This is a genomic window from Legionella londiniensis (assembly GCF_001467825.1).
GTDB lineage: Bacteria > Pseudomonadota > Gammaproteobacteria > Legionellales > Legionellaceae > Legionella_A > Legionella_A londiniensis.
On sequence record NZ_LNYK01000026.1, the window covers coordinates 51,839 to 72,128 of the forward strand.

Below are 20,290 nucleotides of genomic sequence, written 5' to 3' on the forward strand. Positions count from 1 at the left end.
TAATGCAAACTCTTATTCGTCAAAGATATTTTACGTCATAATAGATGATGCACAACAATCCACATTAAGAACTTGGAGAGTGATTGATTGTATGAAATACATAAATGAATTTTCAGCAAGTTTGGTTGGATTAGGGACGCATCTCGATTAGGAAAAACCGTATTAATTGCTTCTGGAAAACCCATTAACCCCTCAACATAGGCAATAAAAATATCTTTTATGCCGCATTGGTTGAGTTCTATCAGCACGGAAAGCCAAAATTTAGAGATTCTTTGAGCGTATGGGAGCTTCTAAGATCAAAAGAAAGCTGAGAAATGGAATTTAATAAACATTGCTTATCTGGTACCAAAAGTGGTACCAAGAATATTTTGTTTTATAATTTTCAAAAATTGATTTGCACGTAATACATTGATTTAATTTATAAAATTTGGTCGGGACGGCGGGATTTGAACCCACGACCCCTAGCGCCCCATGCTAGTACGCTACCAGACTGCGCCACGCCCCGATTGGAAGCGTATAATAGCTTTTCTATTAGTAAATAACAAGACAGAAAATAATTCGGGTTACTTTTTCAATGAGTCAACGGGGGGTTAAAACAACATTTAGGAAATACAAGCCGCGAGATTCGTAATTTCGTCATATCGCCTTAGATAAAAAGGCCTCTTTGAAAGAGGCCTTTTTCGCAAAAAACTTATTTGCTATAAACTTCGCGCCACCAGTTGCTTTCTGTGTTAGATACCCAGTCAGCCTGGCGAAGCTTGGCAACGAATTCTTCGGTTTTTTCAGGGGTTGAGTGCTCTTTATCCAGTTTGATGCACCAGTCCCAATCCCCAGAAGTAGACCAGATTTGTTTTACGCCGGGCCATTTGCTTACTTTATCCGTATCAGTCCATGAACCCTTGGTTTTGAGGAATACTACGCTGTTCCAATCAGCCATTTTTATCTCCTTATTTCATATTTATTTTTTAAACACGCAATAAACTATAAGACAAAATATTTATTCCTGCCAATTAAAACTAAAAAAATTTTGGGAAAAAGCGGTTGCCTCAACTGAAAGCATTAATCCCGGTGATGTGTCTTCCCAAAACCAGGGTGTGCACATTATCCGTACCTTCATAAGTAAAGACAGATTCAAGATTCAGCATATGGCGTATCACATGATATTCAAGGCTTATGCCATTACCGCCTAACAAATTGCGGCAGCCGCGGGCAATTTTTAACGCTTCGCGACAAGCATTGCCTTTTGCCAGTGAAATCATTGTTGGAGTTTCCCGCTGCTGATCTTTTAAGCGGCCGATTTGTAAATTCATCCATTGCGCTTTGATAATCTCGGTGTACATTTCTGCTAAATCTTTTTGTATAAGCTGAAATGAAGCTAATGGTCTGTCGAATTGTTTGCGTTCCAACAAATAGTCTCGGGTAATATCAAAACAGGCCATGGCAGCGCCGATTGCGCCCCAGGCAATACCATACCGTGCCTGACTCAAGCAACTTAAGGCCGCAGATAATCCGCGCTCTGTACCAGGTAAAATATTGGCATCAGGAATAAATACATCATCAAACACAAGCTCGCCAGTCAGCGAAGCGCGCAGGGACATTTTTAATTTTATTTCGCGACGGATAAATCCCTCAAACTCTTTTTCTACAATAAAGCCGCGGATTCCATCCTCTGTTTTGGCCCAAACAATGGCAATATCCGCAATCGGCGCATTGGTGATCCAGAGTTTTGCACCGTTTAAACGCCAGCCGCCCTCAACTTTTTTGGCAAAGGTTCGAAGACTTGCAGGATCTGACCCTGAATCCGGTTCCGTTAAACCAAAACAGCCTATCACTTCACCTCGGCTCATCGCGGGCAAAAAGCGTTCTTTTTGTTCCTCACTACCAAAACGAAATATCGGATACATACACAAAGAACTTTGCACGGACACAAAACTTCTCAGTCCGCTGTCTCCTCGTTCTAACTCCTGGCAAACCAGACCATAGGCAATATAGGATGCTTCTGCCCCCCCATACTGACCAGGCAATGTTAGTCCAAGCAAGCCGAGTTCAGCTGATTTTTTAATTAATTCGCGCGGGAATACTGCTTGTTCAAAAGCTTCAGCCATTAATGGGACGACATCATTTTTGACAAAACGTGCAACACTGTCACGAATCATTCTCTCTTCGTCATTAAGCTGTTCATCAATAAATAATAAATCATCCACATTATTCTCCTTATCCAAGGCAAGTCCCGATTACTTAATCATTTAACATACACAGGGTTTGTATACTTCTTCAATACCGTATCGGTGTTTTGATAAAAATTTTGCACAGCTGCTACAATCTTATCGCGGCTGGGTAATAAATATTGCCAGGATTGGCCCAAGGGAATAAAACAGTCTTCTCCAGTCAGGCGTCTGATTATTAACTTGGGTGAGGCGCGCTCTACAAGCAAACTGATGATTCCTTCACTGACTGATGCGCTTTTTCTTCCTTCATCAACAATTAATACGTGCTTCGCCTTGGCTACTTCCCGTAGAATGGCAGCTTCAGGTAAAGGATTCAGCCAGTGCAAATCCACAATTTTCACTGAAATGCCATAACTATCCCGCAAGATTTTCGCAGCTTGCCTCGATAAATAGTACCCATTCGCATAAGTCAGGATCACCGTTTCACCTTTGCCAAAAGTACTGACTTCTCCCAGTGGAATTGATTCCGTCAGCGGCGGATAAGTGAATAACCACTGTCCATCACCCGCCTCATGCAAATCCTTGGTCATGTATAATGCGATGGGTTCGAGAAAGACAACCACCCTGCCTTCTTCCTCTGCGAGGCATAAGCAGGTTCGCAGCAATTTAACCGCATCAGCGCCATTGGAAGGGCATGCCACAACCACACCTGGCAGATCACGCAATACGGCAATAGAGTTATCATTATGAAAATGGCCGCCAAAACCTTTTTGGTAAGCCAGTGAGGCAATGCGCACCACCATTGGATTTTGGTATTGTCCATTAGAAAAAAAAGAGAGAGTTGCTGCTTCCCCGCGCAATTGATCTTCAGCATTATGCAAATAGGCGAGAAACTGAATTTCAGGGACAGGCAAGAAACCATTGTGCGCCATGCCAATTGCAGTCCCCAATATCGTTGTTTCATCAAGCAGCGTATCAAACACCCGCCGCTTGCCAAATCGCGCCTGAAGATCGGCAGTCACCCGATAAACGCCGCCTTTTTTTCCCACATCTTCGCCAAAAACCACCATATTGGGGTATCGGATCATGGCATCGGTCAAGGCAAAATTAATCAGCTGGCATAAATTGCGCTTCATTTTAAGCTGCGGGTATGCTGTGCCAAAAACATGCTCACGGTTTGCTTCCAAGGGCAAGGGATGATGTTTTTTTAATCGTTTTTTTGGCAGGATGGAAGACATCACCGCTGCTGCATCGCCTAATTGAGGAGAATTTAATGCTTCCATTGCTTTTGCTTGAATGAGCGCCTGGTTATTCTGATAGAGCTCAAGGATTGTTTTTTCTGTCATCCACCCAGCTTGAAGTAAAATGCGGGCAGTATGCAATAAAGGATCATCCTTTTCAGTTTTTTCAATCTCCAAGAGACTGCGGTATTGCGATTCAATATCTGAGCCTGCATGTCCCAGCAGGCGCACACATCTTACATGCAAAAAAACCACCTGTTTTTTTACCCGGGTTAGATAAAGCGCCTCCTTAGCTTTGCTATAACAATCTGCTATATTTAATCCATCACAAGCGATGTACTGAATATGGGGCTTTGAGGAGACTGTTTTTTCAATCCAATCACTGGGGGTGGGCACGGAAATGCCAAGGCCATTGTCCTCACAAATCAACAAGAGAGGCAGAGGATACCCTTGCCCCGCTATCCACGAGCAGGCATTTAGCGTCGTCTGCGCGCTTGCGTGGTTTACTGACGCATCACCAAACGAACAGAGTATGATTGCGTCTTTCGGCAGTATACTTTCAATGCCAAGCTCTTTGGCGCGCGTAATTGACAGTGCGGTGCCTAATGCTTTTGGCAAATGAGAGGCGATGGTCGAAGTTTGGGGCGGAATATATAATGGCACACTGCCAAATACCTTATGGCGCCCTCCGGCAATGGGATCTTCTGCTGAAGCAACCAATGAAAGCAAAATATCCCTTACAGGATCGCAATCCGGAATTTGCTTACTGCGCTGAATAAAAAAAGCGCCGCTTCGGTAGTGTAAAAAAGCCATGTCGTTATAACGAAAAACATGGCCAAACACGGCGTTACCTTCATGCCCGCTGCTGCCAATCGTATAGTAGGATAACCCTTTTTCTTTTAATTGCCGGGCAATGAGATCAAGTTGCCTTGATTTAATTTGGGAATCAAAAATTTCAATGGCTGTTTTTTTTTCCATTCCCGCTTCATGCGGCGTTATTGCGCTTTTTGCACTCGGAAAATCAGCGTTCTTTACCCGCTTTAAAAACTGCTCATCAATTACACTTGCCCTGTCTAGCATGATATCTACCCTGTAAGAGACTCCTAATGACAATCATCAAGCGGTCATTAAGATGGATCCTTTCCTGCCTGCCGCCACTTATTGCGTGCCGCGGTCAATAATACTGGCATCAGTATAGTGAAAGCCCATGCAAAAAAACAAGAAGAGGGAATAAATATTTCAATGCCTAATATTCATGGAAAAAACCAAAAACATCCTCTACCATTTAGATAAAAAAATAACAGGAATAACTGATGAAATGGATGTGTTGCCTGCCAATTTTCCTTATTTTGACTGCTTGTGGATTTAATCGTGCGGAAATCATTGAACCCCAAGAAGTAATAGCCGTAAAGCCTCTGCTTGAAAATAAAGCTTTTATTAATTACGGCACATCCCTCGATGTGACGCACACCAGAGTGTATTGCAATTGAAAACCTTGGGTAAGGCTCATAACGCTGCCGGATACAGTGCTCCAATCCGCAGTTACTGCCTTAAAATTTAAGGATAAATATTGGTTGTATTTTGATTAAGACGCCTTAAAGCAGACGTAAAACTTTCTGCGCTGACAGGTTGTGAAAAATAGGGGCCTTCTCCATACTTGCAGCCCAGTTGTTTCAATTCGCTTAAAGTATTTTTATCGGCAATTCCTTCTGCAAATACTTCAAGATTCATTGTGTCAGCCAAACGGGTAATTGCGTGCACGAGTTTGCGTTTTTTTTCGTCTTTCATCATATTCATCGTAAATGACTTATCAATTTTTAATCCATGGATAGGGAAATTGATCAGATAAACAAAGGATGAATATCCGCTGCCAAAATCACTGATAGCAATTTTTATTCCCATTTCGGCAAGCTTGTTTAGAAAATTAACAGAACGCGTCTGATCGCTTAAGCAAGCCTTCTCTGTTAATTCAACCCGCAAATAAGAAGCAGACATATTGTGTCTTTTTAATAAATCCTCGATAAATCCAGGCAGCTCCATATCCGTGGCATTAAAAAGATGGACTCTGATAAATATCTTCTGATTGATGCCATGCCATAAAACCAGCTGTTCTGTCGCTTTGCGAAGGGTAAATTCAGTTAATTTCTTAACAAGACTCGTCCCTTCTACGAGGGGAATTAACTTCTCCGCATTAAATACGCCATACTTCTCGCTGCTGATGTGAATTACCGCCTCAGCGCCGACAATATTTTCATTGTTTAATTGAATAACCGGCTGATATAAAGTTTCAATTTCTTCATGATCAATTGCGCTGCTTATTTCCTTAAGCATAATTCCTTTGGTTTTGTATCCTTTATCCATGCTGGGCTTATACATTGCATAACGCTGTTCTTCTTTTTCTGCGTGCAATAAACAAAGCGTCGCATGATGAATTAACTCTTCATCATTGCTGCCATGCTCTGGATAAACAGCAACCCCTGCTGTGGTGGAAATATTGATATTATTCCCGTCAATCATAAAGGTTTTAGAGGTACCGTCGATTATATTGGCCACTATCTGCTCTAAATTATGATCTTTTCTTAAGCGGGGAATAAGCACTGCAAACTCAGCTGCCTGTAAGCGCGCAATCATGTTCATCCCCATATATGATTGCAACATGTAAGGTTCCAAAAGAAGGGATTTTAATGTTTCCGAAAACTGGAGCAGCAAGCTGTTTGCGCTAAAATTCCCATAGGTATAGTTAACATCCTTAAAATTATTGATATTGAGAATGATAACCGCCAGCATTTCGCCTTTTTTCAACTGTTGAATCCCCTGATTAATCCTTTTTGACAGCAAACGTATGTTAGGTAAATTGGTTAGGCTGTCGTGATTGCTTTCATATTGTAATTTTTGCTCCAGATCGCCGCGTTTATCGACCAGTTCCCGGGTTTTGTCTTCGATGATCAATTCAGCCTTGCTTGCAAGCTCATAGCAGAAAGACTGCCCCCAATAAGCGAACATAAAAGGAGTTAAATCAAGCGCCCAAATAGCAGGGTTTGAAGTCTGCGCATGAATCAAGCCACTCAGGCTAATTCCGCCAGTCATCTGATAAGAAACAAGAATTGTTGCGACAATAATACTGCTTATCGAGATAATTAAGCCTAATATTGCATACTTATTAACATGCCCTTTTAATACAGAGGAGCGAATTGTAAGATGCTGTTTTATTCCCATATAATCTGCTCACTGTATGCGGATATGATTAAAATCGGCAAAATTATTTACAACTTTAACAAAAAAACAAAAAACATATTAAATAATTAGTCTTTTTTTTCTTTTTTTGCCAATTGAGCCAAGATGTTTGGCTAATAAGCTCATTGGGAAATCGAAATTTGCAGCAGGTAAAAGATAAGGTCATAGAACCTATAATTGTCCCGTTTAAGGAACAATAATTTTTTCATTGGGATTTTACGAGCGATTGGCAGAGAAAAAAGCCCTTATTCCCTGAATAAGTTTTGAGCCGTAAGCATCATCAATTTTTACCCTTTCTTGATTAAAATGGCCTTCTTGGTTTTATTTTAAAGGCAATGATATGCAATATACTTACAATAGGTAATAAAAATAAATAGCTTATTTTTTCAATGAGCGTATATAAGTATTTCAGCTTTCCGTCAGACGAGGCATACATATAGTCAAACCTCTGAAATACAGGCCATTTATATAGCCTAAAGCCCGATTCTTCTTTAAATCCAAGGAAGAAATGGCCAGTAAAATGACCTAAAAATTGAAAGAATTTATTAGGATAAAACACATAAGTCGCTGAGGAAGAAGGCTCAAGATACTCAGTATAGTGCCAACAATTTCTAGGCAAAAACAGCATATCTCCCCTTTCCAGAATAACTTCATAACCCTCAGCCTGCGCAAGCTTTGGGTATTGTTTCAATAAAAGGTCATCAGGTTCTGAGAAATCAATTAATGAATCACCGAAAAAAGGTAGTTTATATAGATACTTATTTTGTTCTTTCGTAAAAAGTAATAACCTCTTTTTCCCACTCAGACATAAATGAAGGTTGCAAGTATGCTCTCTATCATAATGAAGCGGCGTGTTCGTATTGGCACCTCCAAAATAAAAAGTCATTTTGATTTTTTCATTAAAATACCTTGGCCTAAAAGGGATTATTTGCCATAGCGGCACATGCTTTTCTATTTCGGATGTTATATTGGAAGAAAACATCTCAGCAAATATTCTGTGGGGTTCGTTATTTTTTATTTGGGAAATGACCTCTGCAAAATTTCCTGTACGAAAGTTAATCAGTTTATTATTCAAATAGGTACAGTAAGTTGTCTGAATGGTGTTAAAACGTTCAAAATATTCCAAGGAAAATGTATCAGTAAATTGGGGTATTTTTAAAAGAATCGGTTCTTTTGAGTGATAAAGGATATTTTTGATTAATCTTTCCTCACTATATCCATATATAATCGTTTTTATTTTTTTTATTTTCATTATTTAACCTTTTGAATTAGATAATAAAAATAATATTTTTTACCCCAAAACTTATCCTTTCTGGCAACCTTGGCCACCCATTGCAAGGCTGGATTTTTAAACCTGATTTTCCACCAAGGCAGGAATATGAGACCGAAAACCGCCGCTAAAGTGGGAAGTTCCTGGAGTATTTTATTTGGCTCATGGCCGATAATGGATAGGGCAGCTCTATAAAATGATTCTTCATTAACAATTAAACGTTGATAGAGAGAAGCTTGCACCAATTTTGTAATATCAGTTTTTTGAATAATTTTTAATTTTTTGCTCTCTTTAACAAATTTTTCTAATTTGGTTGATTGATCCTTATGAATATAATAATGATCTGAATAGCAAAAAAAACCACCAACAGACAAGATGCGCTCAACTTCTGAAAAAAAATCTTCGATATTAGGGTACAAATGGGAGCTCTCAAGGTTGGTAATAATATCGAAGCTTTCATTTTCTAAAGGAAGGTTTTCTGCATCAGACTGGATAAAATTCACTTTGTTTTGCAAATAGAAATGATCATTGGAGTGAGCGATTAAGCGATCAACCAAATCGACACCTAATGCGTAATTGGTTTTTAATAATTCAGCGCTTGCTTTAAGGCCAAGACCATTACCGCAGCCGACGTCTAACAGTCTTTTGTTAAAAAATTGATTTTTTATTAATGGTCTTATCAGAAAATAAAGAAGTAATTGAGAATTGATATCTTGTACTTCAGATACAGATGAAAAATTGAAATTTAGCTCTTTGTATTCACTGTAAATTTTTTCATCCCATAATCCGAGGTTCAAAAAAATTTTATCATGGTGCAATGCCCCAAACGTGTTATAGCTGTCTTGGATGAGTTTTTTGAGCAATCTAACTTCTGAAGATCCAAGGTGATGGTGCTTCATCACAAAACCAATTTGCCTGGCAGCCTGACTATAAGTTTTGATATTGTTATTCATTAATTTGGAGGCATGGTGAATCTAATTTGAATTATAGTAAAGGAAATTCAAAAAACATTTAATGATGAGTAATGATAAAAATTTCTGATCGAGGTATAAAGATTTCTTTTTGAACAGATCAACCATGCCTCCGGCTACTGTCGCGCCATTCTGATGTTTTTAACCGGTGAAATGGGTATTGAACTTCTTGTCGGGTTGATATCAAGCCCCCCGCGCCTTGTATATCTTGCAGTAACAATCAATTCAGATGGCTTGCAATATGTTTGAATGTCCATAAATATCCGCTCGACGCATTGCTCATGAAATTCATTGTGGTTGCGGAATGATATAAGATATTTCAGAAGCCCGGCCTCATCAATTTTCGCGCCTGTATAAGAAATCTGGATAGATCCCCAGTCCGGTTGACCCGTTACCAAACAATTTGATTTCAGCAAGTGTGAGTACAGTGTTTCTTTCACCTTGCGGTTCTCTTTGGCGCTTAAGAGTTGCGGGTTTACCTGGTAAGAGTCAGGCTCAATGTCCAAAAAATCAAGACATGTTCCTTCGAAAGTCTCAATTTTTTGGCTCAACAAATCATCCAGTGTGTGTAGGGTTATCAACACGTCTCCATCAACCGCCCGCTTTATATCTTTCAACAGGCGCGCGCGGAGCTCATCAACTGAAACCAGCCGAGTATTGTTAAATGAATTCAGATACAATTTGAATGATTTTGACTCAATGAGATTGACTGAATGACAGCTTATGTCGAACTGGACAATTGCGTTTTGCGGCTTACCTTTAGGGTTCAGCCAGGAAACCTCATAGGCATTCCAGGTATCAAAGCCAAAGAATGGCAGGGGCTCTGGCACCTTGATCTCATCGCGCTTGCCTTTTCGAGGAATGGGAAATAACAATTCCGGAGCGTATTCAGAAACATAAGTGATTTTCTTCCCAAGCGGCGAGTTGCTTGCTTCTTTGCAATGATCATCTTTTACCATCGACTTTGGCCTTTCTGCATATTCAAATTTGGGTTTTATTCTAAAATGACGCGCCGGCAGGGCGTAACCCCAAAGCCTTTGTCTTAAAAGTGTATTCTTTGGATAACATCATTAGAAAAACGGATTACATTATAAAAAAACTGGTCGCATTGTTCAATGCGAGATAATAATCAAAATTGTTTTTGTCGCACTGTAAAATTTTAAAATCCATATGTCATATCAATGTATTTCCATATCAGTTGATAGACTTCCCATATGAATTGTTTTAAATTCATAAATGTTACGCCTATAAACCCAAAACAGGGACGTAGAAAATGAAACTCAAGGCCGCCTTTATATTCATTCTTTCATTCAATTTAAGTCTCTCTTTTGCCTGTACGAATATCTTAATCAAGGCAAAGGATGGCGCTGTTGTTATTGGACGCACTTTGGAATTTGGCCCGCCGCTTGACAGTGAAATCATCACGTCCCCAAAAGGACGAAAGTTTACGAATAAAGCTTTAAATGGCCAGGAAAGTCAATCATGGACTGCAAAATATGGCTATGTGTATTTAAATTTCTTCCATCAGGATCATGCTGTTGACGGCATGAATGAAAAAGGGCTTTCCATGGGGTTTCTCTATTTGCCGGGTTTTACAGACTATCCCGAAGCCACAAATGAGAACGTCAAACAAGGCATCCCCTATTACCAACTGGGGGACTGGATTTTAAGTCAGTTTGAAACGGTAGAGGAAGTCAAGGCAAAATTAAGCAGGCTGATTGTATTTGGCCAGGATTTGGATGTGCCTCAGCAAGGAAAAGTAACTTTTCCGGTTCATGTAATTGTTAATGATTCCAAAGGCAAAAGTATTGTTATCGAGTTTAACAAAAAAGACATGCAAGTATACGATAACCCACTTGGAATCTTGACAAACGCCCCTACTTTTGACTGGCATATCAATAACTTGAAAAATTACACCAATTTAAGTCCTTATGCTGTTGAACCAATCAAAGAGGATGGAATTACATACAGCGCAACCAGCCAGGGCGCCGGCATGTTCGGCCTGCCAGGAGACAGTACATCCCCTTCGCGATTCGTGAAAATGGCTTTTTTACAGACAACGGCTTTACCTGTAGAAAATGCTGAAAAAGCTGTGGTTTTAGCCCATCACATCATTGAAAATGTATTTATACCAAACGGGATGGTGCGCAATCCCAAGGGATCTGCTGGAACAGAAACAACGCAGTGGACAGTGTTTAAAGACTTAAAGAATGCCAAGCTCTATTTTAAAAGCTATGACTACCCCATGCTGCAGTCAATTGATCTTAAAAAACTGGATTTAGGTGAAAATGCCCGTGTGCTGAGATTGCCGGTTAACCATCAAGCCGAACTCTCAAAAGATGTTACTGAGATTATTGCCGGGAAAGCGTAAACCCAAACCGGCAAGCTTCAGCTTTTTGCCATGGTTTCTACGGGTTGGTCTTTATCATGCATAGTTATAAGCATCTGGCTTTGAGCCTTACTCATCAAGGCATCAAAATCGACGAGATTACGCGTTAAATTCTCAGGCGAATTCAGGATTAGCCGCGCAAAGCAAGTCGCAAAAAGCAACCGCCTGAGCTCCGATAGCGTGCCCTGGAATTGCGCAACCTCTTTTTTTAAAGCTAAATCGGCGCTTAAATCCGAAACGAGGCTTTCTGCTGCCTTTGCCAAAGCAGAAAAGCGTTCATTGGTTTCATCTCGCAGCCTGGAAATATAGGTATAACGATTCACTGGCAAGTTTTTTTCTTCCCGCAGTTCCTGCGCTTTCTTTTTGAGAAAACGATAAGTCAGCAATTGGTGAAAAAAATAAAGCTTGCGCCCGTAACGATAGGAATCAAACAAAAAATAATCCGCAGATAGAATAATAGCAACTCCGATTAAGGTGCAGATTGCCCTGTTTAACACCATCTCGACCGGACCTTCTGCTGTTATTTCTTCAACTGTTAGCGCAGTGAGCAGAAATACAAAAAAAGTGGTAAAAAAAACTTTGATGTCATATCGATTCGAGTTCATGCCGGAAACAACCATCAAAATTGCAGATCCAATCAACAAAACGGGAATCAAGCGATAATTTATTTGCACAAGATAAAGTACTGGCATCATTAAAACGAGAGCAAGCATAGTGCCTTTGATTCGCCGAATCGAGCGCTTGACAATCAAACCGGGCTGAATACCCGCACATATCACCATCACCGAAAGAAACACCCATCTTTTATGGGGGATTGTTGAAAATAAAAAGACACAAAGCGCCATGATGTACATAAGCGCCAAATGCGTGAACCTCGCATATTCTAGTTTTCTTTTTAAGAAGGATAGTTGTTGCATAACCGGTTCCAGCACATAATGATCTTGATGAGATATTCACTCACAAGATTTTGCAATGGCGTTTCCGGCCTTAACCGCAGAAGACAAGGCAGGCGCTGCTGTTTTTGATGCTTCATATGGAGTTTTAGCAACTGCAAATAGCGTCTTACAGTCCACCAGAACCGCATATTGTTATCCGCTTCAAAGCGATTAAACAAGGCAAATTCAATATTCCTAAGGTTAGCAGATAATTGGCATACATCCCGAAAACAGGATTTAGGAACGAGCCGTCGGTAGGTTCGCATCATACCAAGATGAGGAATTTCTATCATATACTCAGGGCTCATTTTTTGATGGACACTGGCTTCAATTCTTTTTTCAAGACAAACGATAAACTGTCTGACCGCATGTACCCAGATGATGAGATAACGATTAGGAAAAACAATCAAACAAACAAACAACGTTCCCATGGAAAGGAGGCTTGCCATTAAAATTTCATAAGCACCCCCAAGGTTGGCAGCCGGCTGCAAAGATAAATTAATCGTGCTGACGGCGATGATGAGCATGGAGGCATTTTTAAACTTTGGGAAATGGTCGGCAATGATAAAATAAACAACGGCTAAAAATAGAATGGCATAAAAAAAGAAAAAAAATCGAAAGGGAAATATCAAATAAAATGAAATACTCCCAATAATAATTGCTGTAAAAACAAAGAGTAAAATACAGTCTCTTTCTTGAAAGCTTGTCGCTGTTGGTAATTCGTATAAAAATACCACAATCACAGGCGCTATGAAGGCAAGAAACCTGTCAGGTAAAAAGAGCCAATACACAAATACCATAACGACCGCTGTGAATAATGCCTTGTGAAAAGTCATACGGTACAAACCGTAAGGATCATTTCGCTCAAGCCAGCTGGCAAGGTTTGATGTAAACATAAGCACTCGCTCCAACCCGCAAGGGATAACGGGGGTCAGGATCAGTCACGCGAATAATAACCGGCAATCGTTGTGGAAGAAGAATCCACTGGTTCTCATTAATGACTGTTTGCAGCTGTGTTCTGGGATCAACAAGTTGTCGATTGGCCGACCAAAAATCGGAATCTACAATCCCATGAAACATCTTTCGTCCAAGATACATACGGGGAAAAATATAGGCTTTACATCCCTTGCGCACATTCCGTAAATCTGTCTCGTTAAAGTTAGCCTGAATGAAAAGGTCATCGGTATTAATAAACGAAAATAGCGGTTGATTCACATTGACAGGCGTCCCCAATGTTAAAAACAGATTTTGAACAACGCCATTATTCTCTGCAGTGACATTGGTTAGCTCAAGATTGATTCGGGCTATATTCAGCTCTGCTTCAATGGCTTTGATTTTCTCTTCTTGCGCTTTAATCACATGGTTATCAATTTCAAGTTGTTTTAAAGCTGCTTTCCATTCATCAAGAGCGGCTTGGGTTTCCTGCTCTGAATTTTGCAGAGTAATTAAGGACACCGAGCGGATGGCATACCCCTTGCGGTATTTTTCATCATCCTGTTTCCGTTTGATATAAATTTTATGGCGAGTTTCACTGATTTTTTCATCCCGCTCATGGGTTTTCTGCAGGGCTGCCAATCTGGCGCGCGAAGCTCCAAGTTCTGCAGCGATTTTATCAACCTTGTATTGATAAGGCATGCTAAAAACAGTAAATAAAGTTTGTCCACGCTTGACATACTGCCCGTTTTTAACCTGAATACTCGTGATGAACCCGCTGACCTGCGCTGCCACAGGTCTTACATTATTCAACACAAAGGCATTATCGGTAATGGGAAAAAGAAAAGAGAAAACATAGATCAACGCCGCTATTAATCCCGTAAAAATAATAAAATTCGGCAGAGTGATAAGCCTTCGCGCATGCTTTAATTTTGTAAAAATAGTCACCTTGTCACCGAATATCCGTATCCGTTATTACCTAATAGCATAACCCCCCGCTAAATCCTGATAAAGCTGCACCAGCGAAAGGGCGAGCTGCAATTTGGCCTGATTGGTTTCCAGCGCGAGCTTGTCCAAATAAATTTTGTTTTCTAGCAACATCTTATAAGAAATTAATCCTGTTTTGAACAATCCTTCCTGCAACTTATACTGATAAGCATAATCCGCTTCAGCTTTTTGCTTTTCTTGAAAAAACGCACGCATACGGCGATTGGCTGATAAATCATTATCCACTTCGTTTAAGATACGATGAACTGCTTTCATGTACTCTGCCATGCGCGCAGCAAGCAACCCCTTTCGTGCAGTAATTGTACCGAAGGTTGCAGGATCTATAATTTCATGCAGATAACTGTCCGTCACCTCAGCAAGCTTGCTTTCAGGAAGATGCGCCTCACCAATAAATTCATCAAGCTGCAAACTTGGGAAAAAATCGGCAAAGGCCATAGAAACCCCGGCATGCGCTTTTTTAATGGCAAATTCTCTCATTCTTAAATCCGGCCGGTTGCGAAGCACCGCAGCAGGCAAACTGCCAGGCTTAAACCGGGTCAAGTCAATAGCAGTAAAATTGTTCCGTGTTTTAATGTTTCCGGGATTTTGGTTCAGGAGAAAACGAAGGGCATTCTGGCTGACGATAATATTATGCTCTACCGGCTTGATAAGGGCTGAGACCGCCTTCTCATCCACAGAAATTTTTGCCAAATCAATATTATTTTGCAAACCGATCCTAACATCTTCTTTCGTGAGATTAATGAGATCCATTAAATCCCTGTCCAGCTCGTTGAGTAATTTTAATTCTTCCTGCTGCGCCATCAGGGTAAAATAAGCAGCGGCTATTTGCCCGATGACCGTCAAACGAACCCCATCAATCATGGCGTGATAATACTCAACGTTGTAGCGAGCCTGCTTTTCGCGTTTAAAATGGCGGGCAATATTCATGGCATAAGATGGCCATACGCCATAAAATCCGCCAGGCACGCCAAGCGCTGGGTTTGTGGAATAGCCGGCAAATAACTCCAGTGATGGAATCCAGCCCAGTTTGACATGCTGCAGTTCGCCACGCGCTTCCTTTAAATTTGCCAAGGCAATGTGAATATCGGGATTATTTTGTAATCCCGCCGTTATCAGCTTATTCAGATCTGAATCTTCAAATTGCCGCCACCAGGCAAAACAAGGCAAATCGGATCTATCCTGAAGCGCCTGCTGGGCTGAAGGGAATTGGTCAGGGACAGCTGCCTCCGGAATCGGTGCGCTTTGGCGTGAAGCACAGCCCCAAAGAACGGTTAGAAGCAATAATAGGATACAGATTTTCTTTATCATAGATAATGGGCTGCAATAATCATTTGCGTGATATGGGAAAAGCCCTGCGTCAAAGAAAATCATCGCACAAAAATCATAGGAATGTAACAAATGGAATCCCTAAGAAAGACATTCCATTAAAATAAGCTACCGATGAAATTGTAAATACAAAGGTTGTTATCTAGGGGCAATTGCATATTTATTTTGATATTTGTCCATAAATCCCAGAACCACAAAGCCCAGGACTCCTATCAATAATGTAATTGGAATAACACTCATCCCATAAGAAAATGCGTGCTCTGCATTTGCACCGCCAGAAGCGTTAATGACATAGCCTATGGTGCTATGAAAGGCATAGCCAAAACTCATGATAATTGTGTTGGCAACAGCTATGGTCAGTCCTGCGATATTTTCTTCAACGTAAGTTGACGCTTTATAGATGGCAATAATTTGATAAGCACAACACACCCCAATTAGAATAAAATTTACGGCAATACTGCTTATCGAAAGCTTTCCTGCCACCAGCAGCGTGAAAATGATAAACATTGTGCTTGCTGCGGCAATAATGGTTCCTATGTAATATCCAGATTTTTCTGCAATAAGGCTTAAAGCCGACGACCCCAAACACATCCCGACAAATATTAATGAAGGAAAGTAACTGGCAGAAGCAGCATCGATACCATAAATGTGTTTTAAGAAAGCAGAACCCCATACATCGGCAAAACCTTCTAAAGGGCCAACCATCATGCCAGCCGAGACACAAAGCAATAACACTTTTCTGTTTGTAAAGACGGCCTTTAAATCCGAGAGCACTGTGCTTTGGTGGTCAGACGGCATATCAGGGACAATGAAAAAGTTGATGCCTGCGAGCATCAATCCTATTGCAGCAAACACCAATACAACAGTTTGATAGCCCCACAGATGAACCATATAATTCACAGGACCGCCCCCATAAATGGCGCCTATTAGGCCAATGGTTACGGAAAACCCCAACATCCTCGTAAAACGTTCTTCCCTGAAAAGCATGCGGATGATTTTGAACACGCCAAGGATAGCCGCAGAAGACCCGATGCCGATTAAGGCGCGTCCCATGACGGGGTATATCCAATTTTTGGCAAAGATAATGGGCATCAAACCAATAACCGTAAGCAAAATGCATACTGTCATGACTTTTCTGGGGCCAAGACGGTCAATCAAAATCCCAAGCGGTAAATGCATTAGGGAATAGCCAATATAATAAATCCCGGAAAATTGCCCAAAAACGGCGGGATCCATAGAGAATTGCTGCATGAGATCATTCAGCATAACATTGGGCATAACCCTTAATATATACTGATAGGCATAGAAAATTGATGCCAGCAGCCAAATAAACCACACTACCCTTTTTGAATTGATCATCATTTTTCCTAATTAACAGGATGAAAAACCCGGTATTTGTTTCGACCTGGTTAGGCCCATGAAAAAATTGTCTGCAAGAAAAGAATATGCTCCGCCATCAGCGGAGAAGGAGAACGCCAGGGAGAGACGTATGGAAAAAAATTATGTCCTTTGAATGCATGGGATTACTCAACGCAAAAAATATGAAAAAAATTTTCTACAATGAATAATGCTGTCACAATCATCATGAGGCTGTCAACATCCGCTTTGGGAATTACTGGGAAATCAGCCCAAAATCGTGAGCGAATATTTCCCTGGTTGCTCTACAGCAACCAGGATTCAGGGCGTTATTTTTTTAACAAACAAATGAAATCATTTGGGAATACGACAGAAACACTGCTGCCAGGATGGCTTAATCTAACAGCGCCTGCTCTTAATTCACATTCCCCAATTGCTCCGCCATTTAAAATTCCATAACGGGTAGCTGAAATGACGTATGGATTATCAACACATGGCAATTTGTCTATAACATAAGGAGCGCTTCCGCCGCTTAACGTGACAGAACGGTTAACGCCAATATCATTGCTTGCGTTAAAAGCAACATTTTCATAGAGTTCAACTGGAGGAGATGCCACGGCGACTTCAATGAAACAGGACTCTTCCGCATGCGCCGTCAAAACACTGCTTGCCAGTGCTATGGCTGCCATTTTTGCAATTTTGTTAATCATAGAGTATTCCTTTTGACATTAATAGCCAAGCATACTCTATGCCAAAGACAGTTTATTTTCAAGCTAGAAAGAACAAAAAAATACCTTTTCTCACAATACCCGAAATAATAGCTGCTGCGGTTCATGTTCTGAATGGCGACAAGAAAAACATTTAATTTATATTTTGGCTTCAAGGGTACCGGCACCTGATAGTTAAAATGAAAAAAACAGTTTGTTATACTGGCCGGCAAACAATGAAATGGAATTTATAATTTTCTTAATCAGCGGAATATTATGGATATAAAAATGATACGGGTATTACTTGGATTGGGCCTCATTATAATCAGCAATTTGCTCACCGCAAGCCCCGCGCCTCAATCAGCCTTGAGGCTAACCCCGTGCTTTAACATGAATGACATGAAACAGATTGGCAAACAAATCCGTGAGCTTTTGCAGCAGGAATTTTGTGAAGATCAAGTTCATCCTAAAAAATTTGCTTTTTTCAGTCAAAACATACTGTCAGAGATCATGACTGAATCCTTCCTTGGCGTTGCTCCGCCAGAAAACTGGCAGCAATCAACCAACGATATTATTGAAAACTGCATAGACAATCGAGACCTTTGTAAAAAAGAAGGCCGGAAAAAATTTGAAGCGTGCCTCAAGCCCAGAATTCCTTTGCTCCTGGTTCAATTCGGACCCTGGCTTGTTGAACATTGTCCACAATTGAATCAATCAGTAGTACAGCAATGGCCAAATAAAAAAGAAATTCTGAAAAACGTCATAGATGAGAGTAAAGCACAAAAAAATCCGGCCTTGTAAGAGCCTTGTTACAAATTGTTTGATGAATCAAAAAAGTGGACAATCGAGGCTAAAACAGCGTAAATATGAGGCGAATAAGCCAGATGAGGATTGGAGGCAACGTGTCATGGGATCCTGAGCGTTATGTGCATGGAAATTATATTCAAAATAAAATCAATGAGGCATTTTGCAAACGTTTAAATTTCAGATTATTTGGAAATATCCTGGATATTGGCTCTGGTGATGGATTATTCACTAAGTTATTGGCGGATAACCTAAAAAGCGGCCAAATACTTGGTATCGACAGCTCGGAACCTATGGTAAAACATGCAAGGCAGCATTGGGCCCGGAAGAATCTTTCCTTTGAGGTACAGCGCATCGAAGAACTCAAGCATACTCAGCCGTTTGATTTTATTCTCTCTTTCTGGTGCTTGCACTGGACTCCTATTGAATTGTCCTTCCCTAATATTTACCAGGCTTTAAAACCTGGAGGTAAAATGTATGCCGTCTTTTCTTCATTCTCCGACAACAGCATTTTGCAAACCTGGCGTGAGTTGGCCAAACAGAATCGTTACCGTGATCTGACGGATAAATATATCAACTCAACAAACGAACAGTATTTTTTGCGTGTGGTTAATATCCTGAGCCATTTGCCGTTTAAGCAAGTCAAATTAAATTTGGAAACCGCAAGCGTGCCTCTTCCAACCCTTGATCATTTTAAGAATTTGCTCTTGACGATGCCGTTCATGCATACCTTTCCGGCAGAAATCCTAAACGATCTTATTAGAGATATGCAAGAAGCGCTGCAAGTCATTTGTCAGCGTAAATACGCCGGTAAACTTTATTATGAAACCCGCCCTATTTTCCTGGAGGCTGTTAAGTGATTGCATTTTAAGGCGATAAGCATGAAGTTAAATATCGTAACAGAGCCAAGCACCAATATACCTATGGTCACCGCTTCTTCTGAACGGGAGGCGCCCCCTGCATCTTTATTGGAACTATTAACCCTGTATCATGCCGAACTTATGGCTGAGCTCCACCAGAAAGGCGCTATTTTATTCAGGGGATTTGGCTGTCTTGATGCAGATCATTTCTCTCAAGCGGTAGAATTATGCGGGCTTGGCGAAAGATGCAGTACCAGAGACTATGATTTGCCAAGAACCTTGCTGGCGAATGATATATATACCTCGTGCGATCTGCCTTCCCACATCCCTTTACCACTTCACCATGAAAAACCAAGATCGAAAAACCCGCCAACCCATATCTATTTTTGCTGCATTACTCCGCCAGCAAAAGGCGGCGGAACCATTTTTGCGAATGCTTTGGATATTTGGCTTAACATGCCGAGAGAAATTCAGAAAAAAATCATAAAGCACGGCGTCTTGTACCAGCAGTTTTTTCATGGGAAATCACTCAAGTATCATTGGCTAAAAAAGATTTTAGGCCAACACTGCGCCCAAGGCTGGCCTGATTATTTCGGCACAACGGATAAAACAACCGTAGAAAAAAGGCTCATGCAAGACGAGGTTACCTGGGAATGGGTCAACCCCTGCCATGATTTGATCCTCTCAAGCTATTTACCGGGGGTCTTGCACCATCCCTTGAGCAATCAGATGGCCTGGTTTAACTCTTCTGCTTACCTGAATTACTACTCAAATATGATTTATAACGGCTTAAAAGCTTCACACTTTTGGAAATATGCAGCTTACCGCTATCTTATCTTGAAAGATATGTTCCCTATAGTATGCCATTATGGTGATGGCCAAGCTTTTTCGCCTGGCGAGGTCAAAGAAATTAATCGGGTTATTGAGAATCATGCTTGTGTTTTAAATTGGCAAAAGGGAGATTTTATGATAGTGGATAACTTTACCTTTATGCATGGAAAAGAAGCTCATCAGGGCGAGCGGTTATTGTATTCTTGTATGACTGCATTGCATACACCATAAAGTCTCACACCACACAATATTGTAGG

Annotated in this window: 19 protein-coding genes and 1 tRNA gene; 5 read left to right on the forward strand and 15 right to left on the reverse strand. The window is 40.7% G+C overall.

What is annotated here, in order from left to right; translation table 11 throughout:
• Positions 1-35: 35 nt before the first annotated feature.
• The 5 genes from Llon_RS11905 to Llon_RS08720 all read right to left on the reverse strand — a co-directional run bounded on the left by Llon_RS11905 (position 36) and on the right by Llon_RS08720 (position 4,489).
• Positions 36-269, reverse strand: coding sequence for a transposase (locus Llon_RS11905; protein ID WP_412754166.1), 234 nt, complete (start codon positions 267-269; stop codon positions 36-38).
• A gap of 159 nt (positions 270-428) precedes the next feature.
• Positions 429-505, reverse strand: a tRNA-Pro gene (locus Llon_RS08705).
• A gap of 186 nt (positions 506-691) precedes the next feature.
• Positions 692-937 carry a hypothetical protein gene (locus tag Llon_RS08710; protein WP_058529676.1) on the reverse strand — a complete coding sequence of 82 codons (246 nt, stop codon included), beginning with the start codon at positions 935-937 and terminating at the stop codon, positions 692-694.
• A 109-nt stretch (positions 938-1,046) separates the two neighbouring features.
• Positions 1,047-2,204: an acyl-CoA dehydrogenase family protein gene (locus Llon_RS08715; protein ID WP_058529677.1), complete on the reverse strand. Its 1,158-nt coding sequence runs from the start codon at positions 2,202-2,204 to the stop codon at positions 1,047-1,049.
• 38 nt (positions 2,205-2,242) lie between these two features.
• Entirely contained in the window at positions 2,243-4,489 is a 2,247-nt protein-coding gene (locus Llon_RS08720; protein WP_083503306.1) for a thiamine pyrophosphate-dependent enzyme, read from the reverse strand.
• A 233-nt stretch (positions 4,490-4,722) separates the two neighbouring features.
• Here Llon_RS08720 and Llon_RS11460 point away from each other — a divergent pair, with 233 nt between their 5' ends.
• Positions 4,723-4,899: a hypothetical protein gene (locus Llon_RS11460; protein WP_157079321.1), complete on the forward strand. Its 177-nt coding sequence runs from the start codon at positions 4,723-4,725 to the stop codon at positions 4,897-4,899.
• A 67-nt stretch (positions 4,900-4,966) separates the two neighbouring features.
• On the opposite strand, the gene Llon_RS08725 is transcribed toward Llon_RS11460, so the two are convergent.
• The 4 genes from Llon_RS08725 to queF all read right to left on the reverse strand — a co-directional run bounded on the left by Llon_RS08725 (position 4,967) and on the right by queF (position 9,843).
• Positions 4,967-6,625 carry a putative bifunctional diguanylate cyclase/phosphodiesterase gene (locus Llon_RS08725; RefSeq protein WP_058529678.1) on the reverse strand — a complete coding sequence of 553 codons (1,659 nt, stop codon included), beginning with the start codon at positions 6,623-6,625 and terminating at the stop codon, positions 4,967-4,969.
• A 319-nt stretch (positions 6,626-6,944) separates the two neighbouring features.
• Complete coding sequence (locus Llon_RS08730; RefSeq protein ID WP_058529679.1) at positions 6,945-7,895, reverse strand: cupin-like domain-containing protein; 951 nt, start codon at positions 7,893-7,895, stop codon at positions 6,945-6,947.
• The gene (locus Llon_RS08735) at positions 7,895-8,866 is read right to left on the reverse strand and encodes a class I SAM-dependent methyltransferase (protein WP_058529680.1); all 972 of its coding nucleotides are present in this window, start codon (positions 8,864-8,866) and stop codon (positions 7,895-7,897) included. Before Llon_RS08735 ends, Llon_RS08730 begins: the two co-directional genes overlap by 1 nt.
• A gap of 134 nt (positions 8,867-9,000) precedes the next feature.
• A complete protein-coding gene (gene queF / locus Llon_RS08740) occupies positions 9,001-9,843 on the reverse strand; it encodes an NADPH-dependent 7-cyano-7-deazaguanine reductase QueF (protein ID WP_058529681.1) in 843 nt (280 codons plus the stop codon).
• A gap of 314 nt (positions 9,844-10,157) precedes the next feature.
• Here queF and Llon_RS08745 point away from each other — a divergent pair, with 314 nt between their 5' ends.
• Positions 10,158-11,255, forward strand: coding sequence for a linear amide C-N hydrolase (locus Llon_RS08745; protein ID WP_058529682.1), 1,098 nt, complete (start codon positions 10,158-10,160; stop codon positions 11,253-11,255).
• A 17-nt stretch (positions 11,256-11,272) separates the two neighbouring features.
• On the opposite strand, the gene Llon_RS08750 is transcribed toward Llon_RS08745, so the two are convergent.
• From Llon_RS08750 to Llon_RS08775, 6 genes are all read right to left on the reverse strand, one after another.
• Positions 11,273-12,190, reverse strand: a complete 918-nt coding sequence (locus tag Llon_RS08750) for an FUSC family protein (RefSeq protein WP_058529683.1) — start codon at positions 12,188-12,190, stop codon at positions 11,273-11,275.
• Positions 12,169-13,104 (reverse strand): hypothetical protein, encoded by a 936-nt coding sequence (locus Llon_RS08755; RefSeq protein WP_058529684.1) that lies wholly within the window; start codon positions 13,102-13,104, stop codon positions 12,169-12,171. The genes Llon_RS08750 and Llon_RS08755 overlap by 22 nt, the downstream gene beginning before the upstream one ends.
• The gene (locus tag Llon_RS11465; protein WP_058529685.1) at positions 13,073-14,089 is read right to left on the reverse strand and encodes an HlyD family secretion protein; all 1,017 of its coding nucleotides are present in this window, start codon (positions 14,087-14,089) and stop codon (positions 13,073-13,075) included. The genes Llon_RS08755 and Llon_RS11465 overlap by 32 nt, the downstream gene beginning before the upstream one ends.
• Before the next feature lie 27 nt (positions 14,090-14,116).
• Positions 14,117-15,457, reverse strand: coding sequence for a TolC family protein (locus Llon_RS11470; protein WP_058529714.1), 1,341 nt, complete (start codon positions 15,455-15,457; stop codon positions 14,117-14,119).
• Positions 15,458-15,613: 156 nt separating this feature from the next.
• Complete coding sequence (locus tag Llon_RS08770; RefSeq protein WP_058529686.1) at positions 15,614-16,834, reverse strand: MFS transporter; 1,221 nt, start codon at positions 16,832-16,834, stop codon at positions 15,614-15,616.
• Between the two features lie 326 nt (positions 16,835-17,160).
• Positions 17,161-17,541: a hypothetical protein gene (locus Llon_RS08775; RefSeq protein WP_058529687.1), complete on the reverse strand. Its 381-nt coding sequence runs from the start codon at positions 17,539-17,541 to the stop codon at positions 17,161-17,163.
• A 285-nt stretch (positions 17,542-17,826) separates the two neighbouring features.
• Between Llon_RS08775 and Llon_RS08780 the strand changes: the two genes are divergently transcribed.
• The 3 genes from Llon_RS08780 to Llon_RS08790 all read left to right on the forward strand — a co-directional run bounded on the left by Llon_RS08780 (position 17,827) and on the right by Llon_RS08790 (position 20,264).
• Complete coding sequence (locus Llon_RS08780; protein ID WP_058529715.1) at positions 17,827-18,339, forward strand: hypothetical protein; 513 nt, start codon at positions 17,827-17,829, stop codon at positions 18,337-18,339.
• A gap of 101 nt (positions 18,340-18,440) precedes the next feature.
• Positions 18,441-19,202 (forward strand): class I SAM-dependent methyltransferase, encoded by a 762-nt coding sequence (locus Llon_RS08785; RefSeq protein ID WP_058529716.1) that lies wholly within the window; start codon positions 18,441-18,443, stop codon positions 19,200-19,202.
• A 21-nt stretch (positions 19,203-19,223) separates the two neighbouring features.
• On the forward strand, positions 19,224-20,264 hold the full coding sequence (locus tag Llon_RS08790) for a TauD/TfdA family dioxygenase (protein ID WP_058529688.1): 1,041 nt from the start codon (positions 19,224-19,226) through the stop codon (positions 20,262-20,264).
• Positions 20,265-20,290: the final 26 nt, after the last annotated feature.

Bases quoted from the DNA above. Each gene is read 5' to 3' on its own strand.
- Llon_RS11460 (WP_157079321.1), top strand. From the start codon at position 4,723: ATGAAATGGATGTGTTGCCTGCCAATTTTCCTTATTTTGACTGCTTGT.
- Llon_RS08770 (WP_058529686.1), bottom strand. From the start codon at position 16,834: ATGATCAATTCAAAAAGGGTAGTGTGGTTTATTTGGCTGCTGGCATCA.
- Llon_RS08710 (WP_058529676.1), bottom strand. From the start codon at position 937: ATGGCTGATTGGAACAGCGTAGTATTCCTCAAAACCAAGGGTTCATGG.
- Llon_RS08780 (WP_058529715.1), top strand. From the start codon at position 17,827: ATGATACGGGTATTACTTGGATTGGGCCTCATTATAATCAGCAATTTG.
- Llon_RS08725 (WP_058529678.1), bottom strand. From the start codon at position 6,625: ATGGGAATAAAACAGCATCTTACAATTCGCTCCTCTGTATTAAAAGGG.
- Llon_RS11470 (WP_058529714.1), bottom strand. From the start codon at position 15,457: ATGATAAAGAAAATCTGTATCCTATTATTGCTTCTAACCGTTCTTTGG.
- Llon_RS08750 (WP_058529683.1), bottom strand. From the start codon at position 12,190: ATGCAACAACTATCCTTCTTAAAAAGAAAACTAGAATATGCGAGGTTC.
- Llon_RS08720 (WP_083503306.1), bottom strand. From the start codon at position 4,489: ATGCTAGACAGGGCAAGTGTAATTGATGAGCAGTTTTTAAAGCGGGTA.
- Llon_RS08775 (WP_058529687.1), bottom strand. From the start codon at position 17,541: ATGATTAACAAAATTGCAAAAATGGCAGCCATAGCACTGGCAAGCAGT.
- Llon_RS08745 (WP_058529682.1), top strand. From the start codon at position 10,158: ATGAAACTCAAGGCCGCCTTTATATTCATTCTTTCATTCAATTTAAGT.
- Llon_RS08730 (WP_058529679.1), bottom strand. From the start codon at position 7,895: ATGAAAATAAAAAAAATAAAAACGATTATATATGGATATAGTGAGGAA.
- Llon_RS08735 (WP_058529680.1), bottom strand. From the start codon at position 8,866: ATGAATAACAATATCAAAACTTATAGTCAGGCTGCCAGGCAAATTGGT.
- queF (WP_058529681.1), bottom strand. From the start codon at position 9,843: ATGGTAAAAGATGATCATTGCAAAGAAGCAAGCAACTCGCCGCTTGGG.
- Llon_RS08755 (WP_058529684.1), bottom strand. From the start codon at position 13,104: ATGTTTACATCAAACCTTGCCAGCTGGCTTGAGCGAAATGATCCTTAC.
- Llon_RS08790 (WP_058529688.1), top strand. From the start codon at position 19,224: ATGAAGTTAAATATCGTAACAGAGCCAAGCACCAATATACCTATGGTC.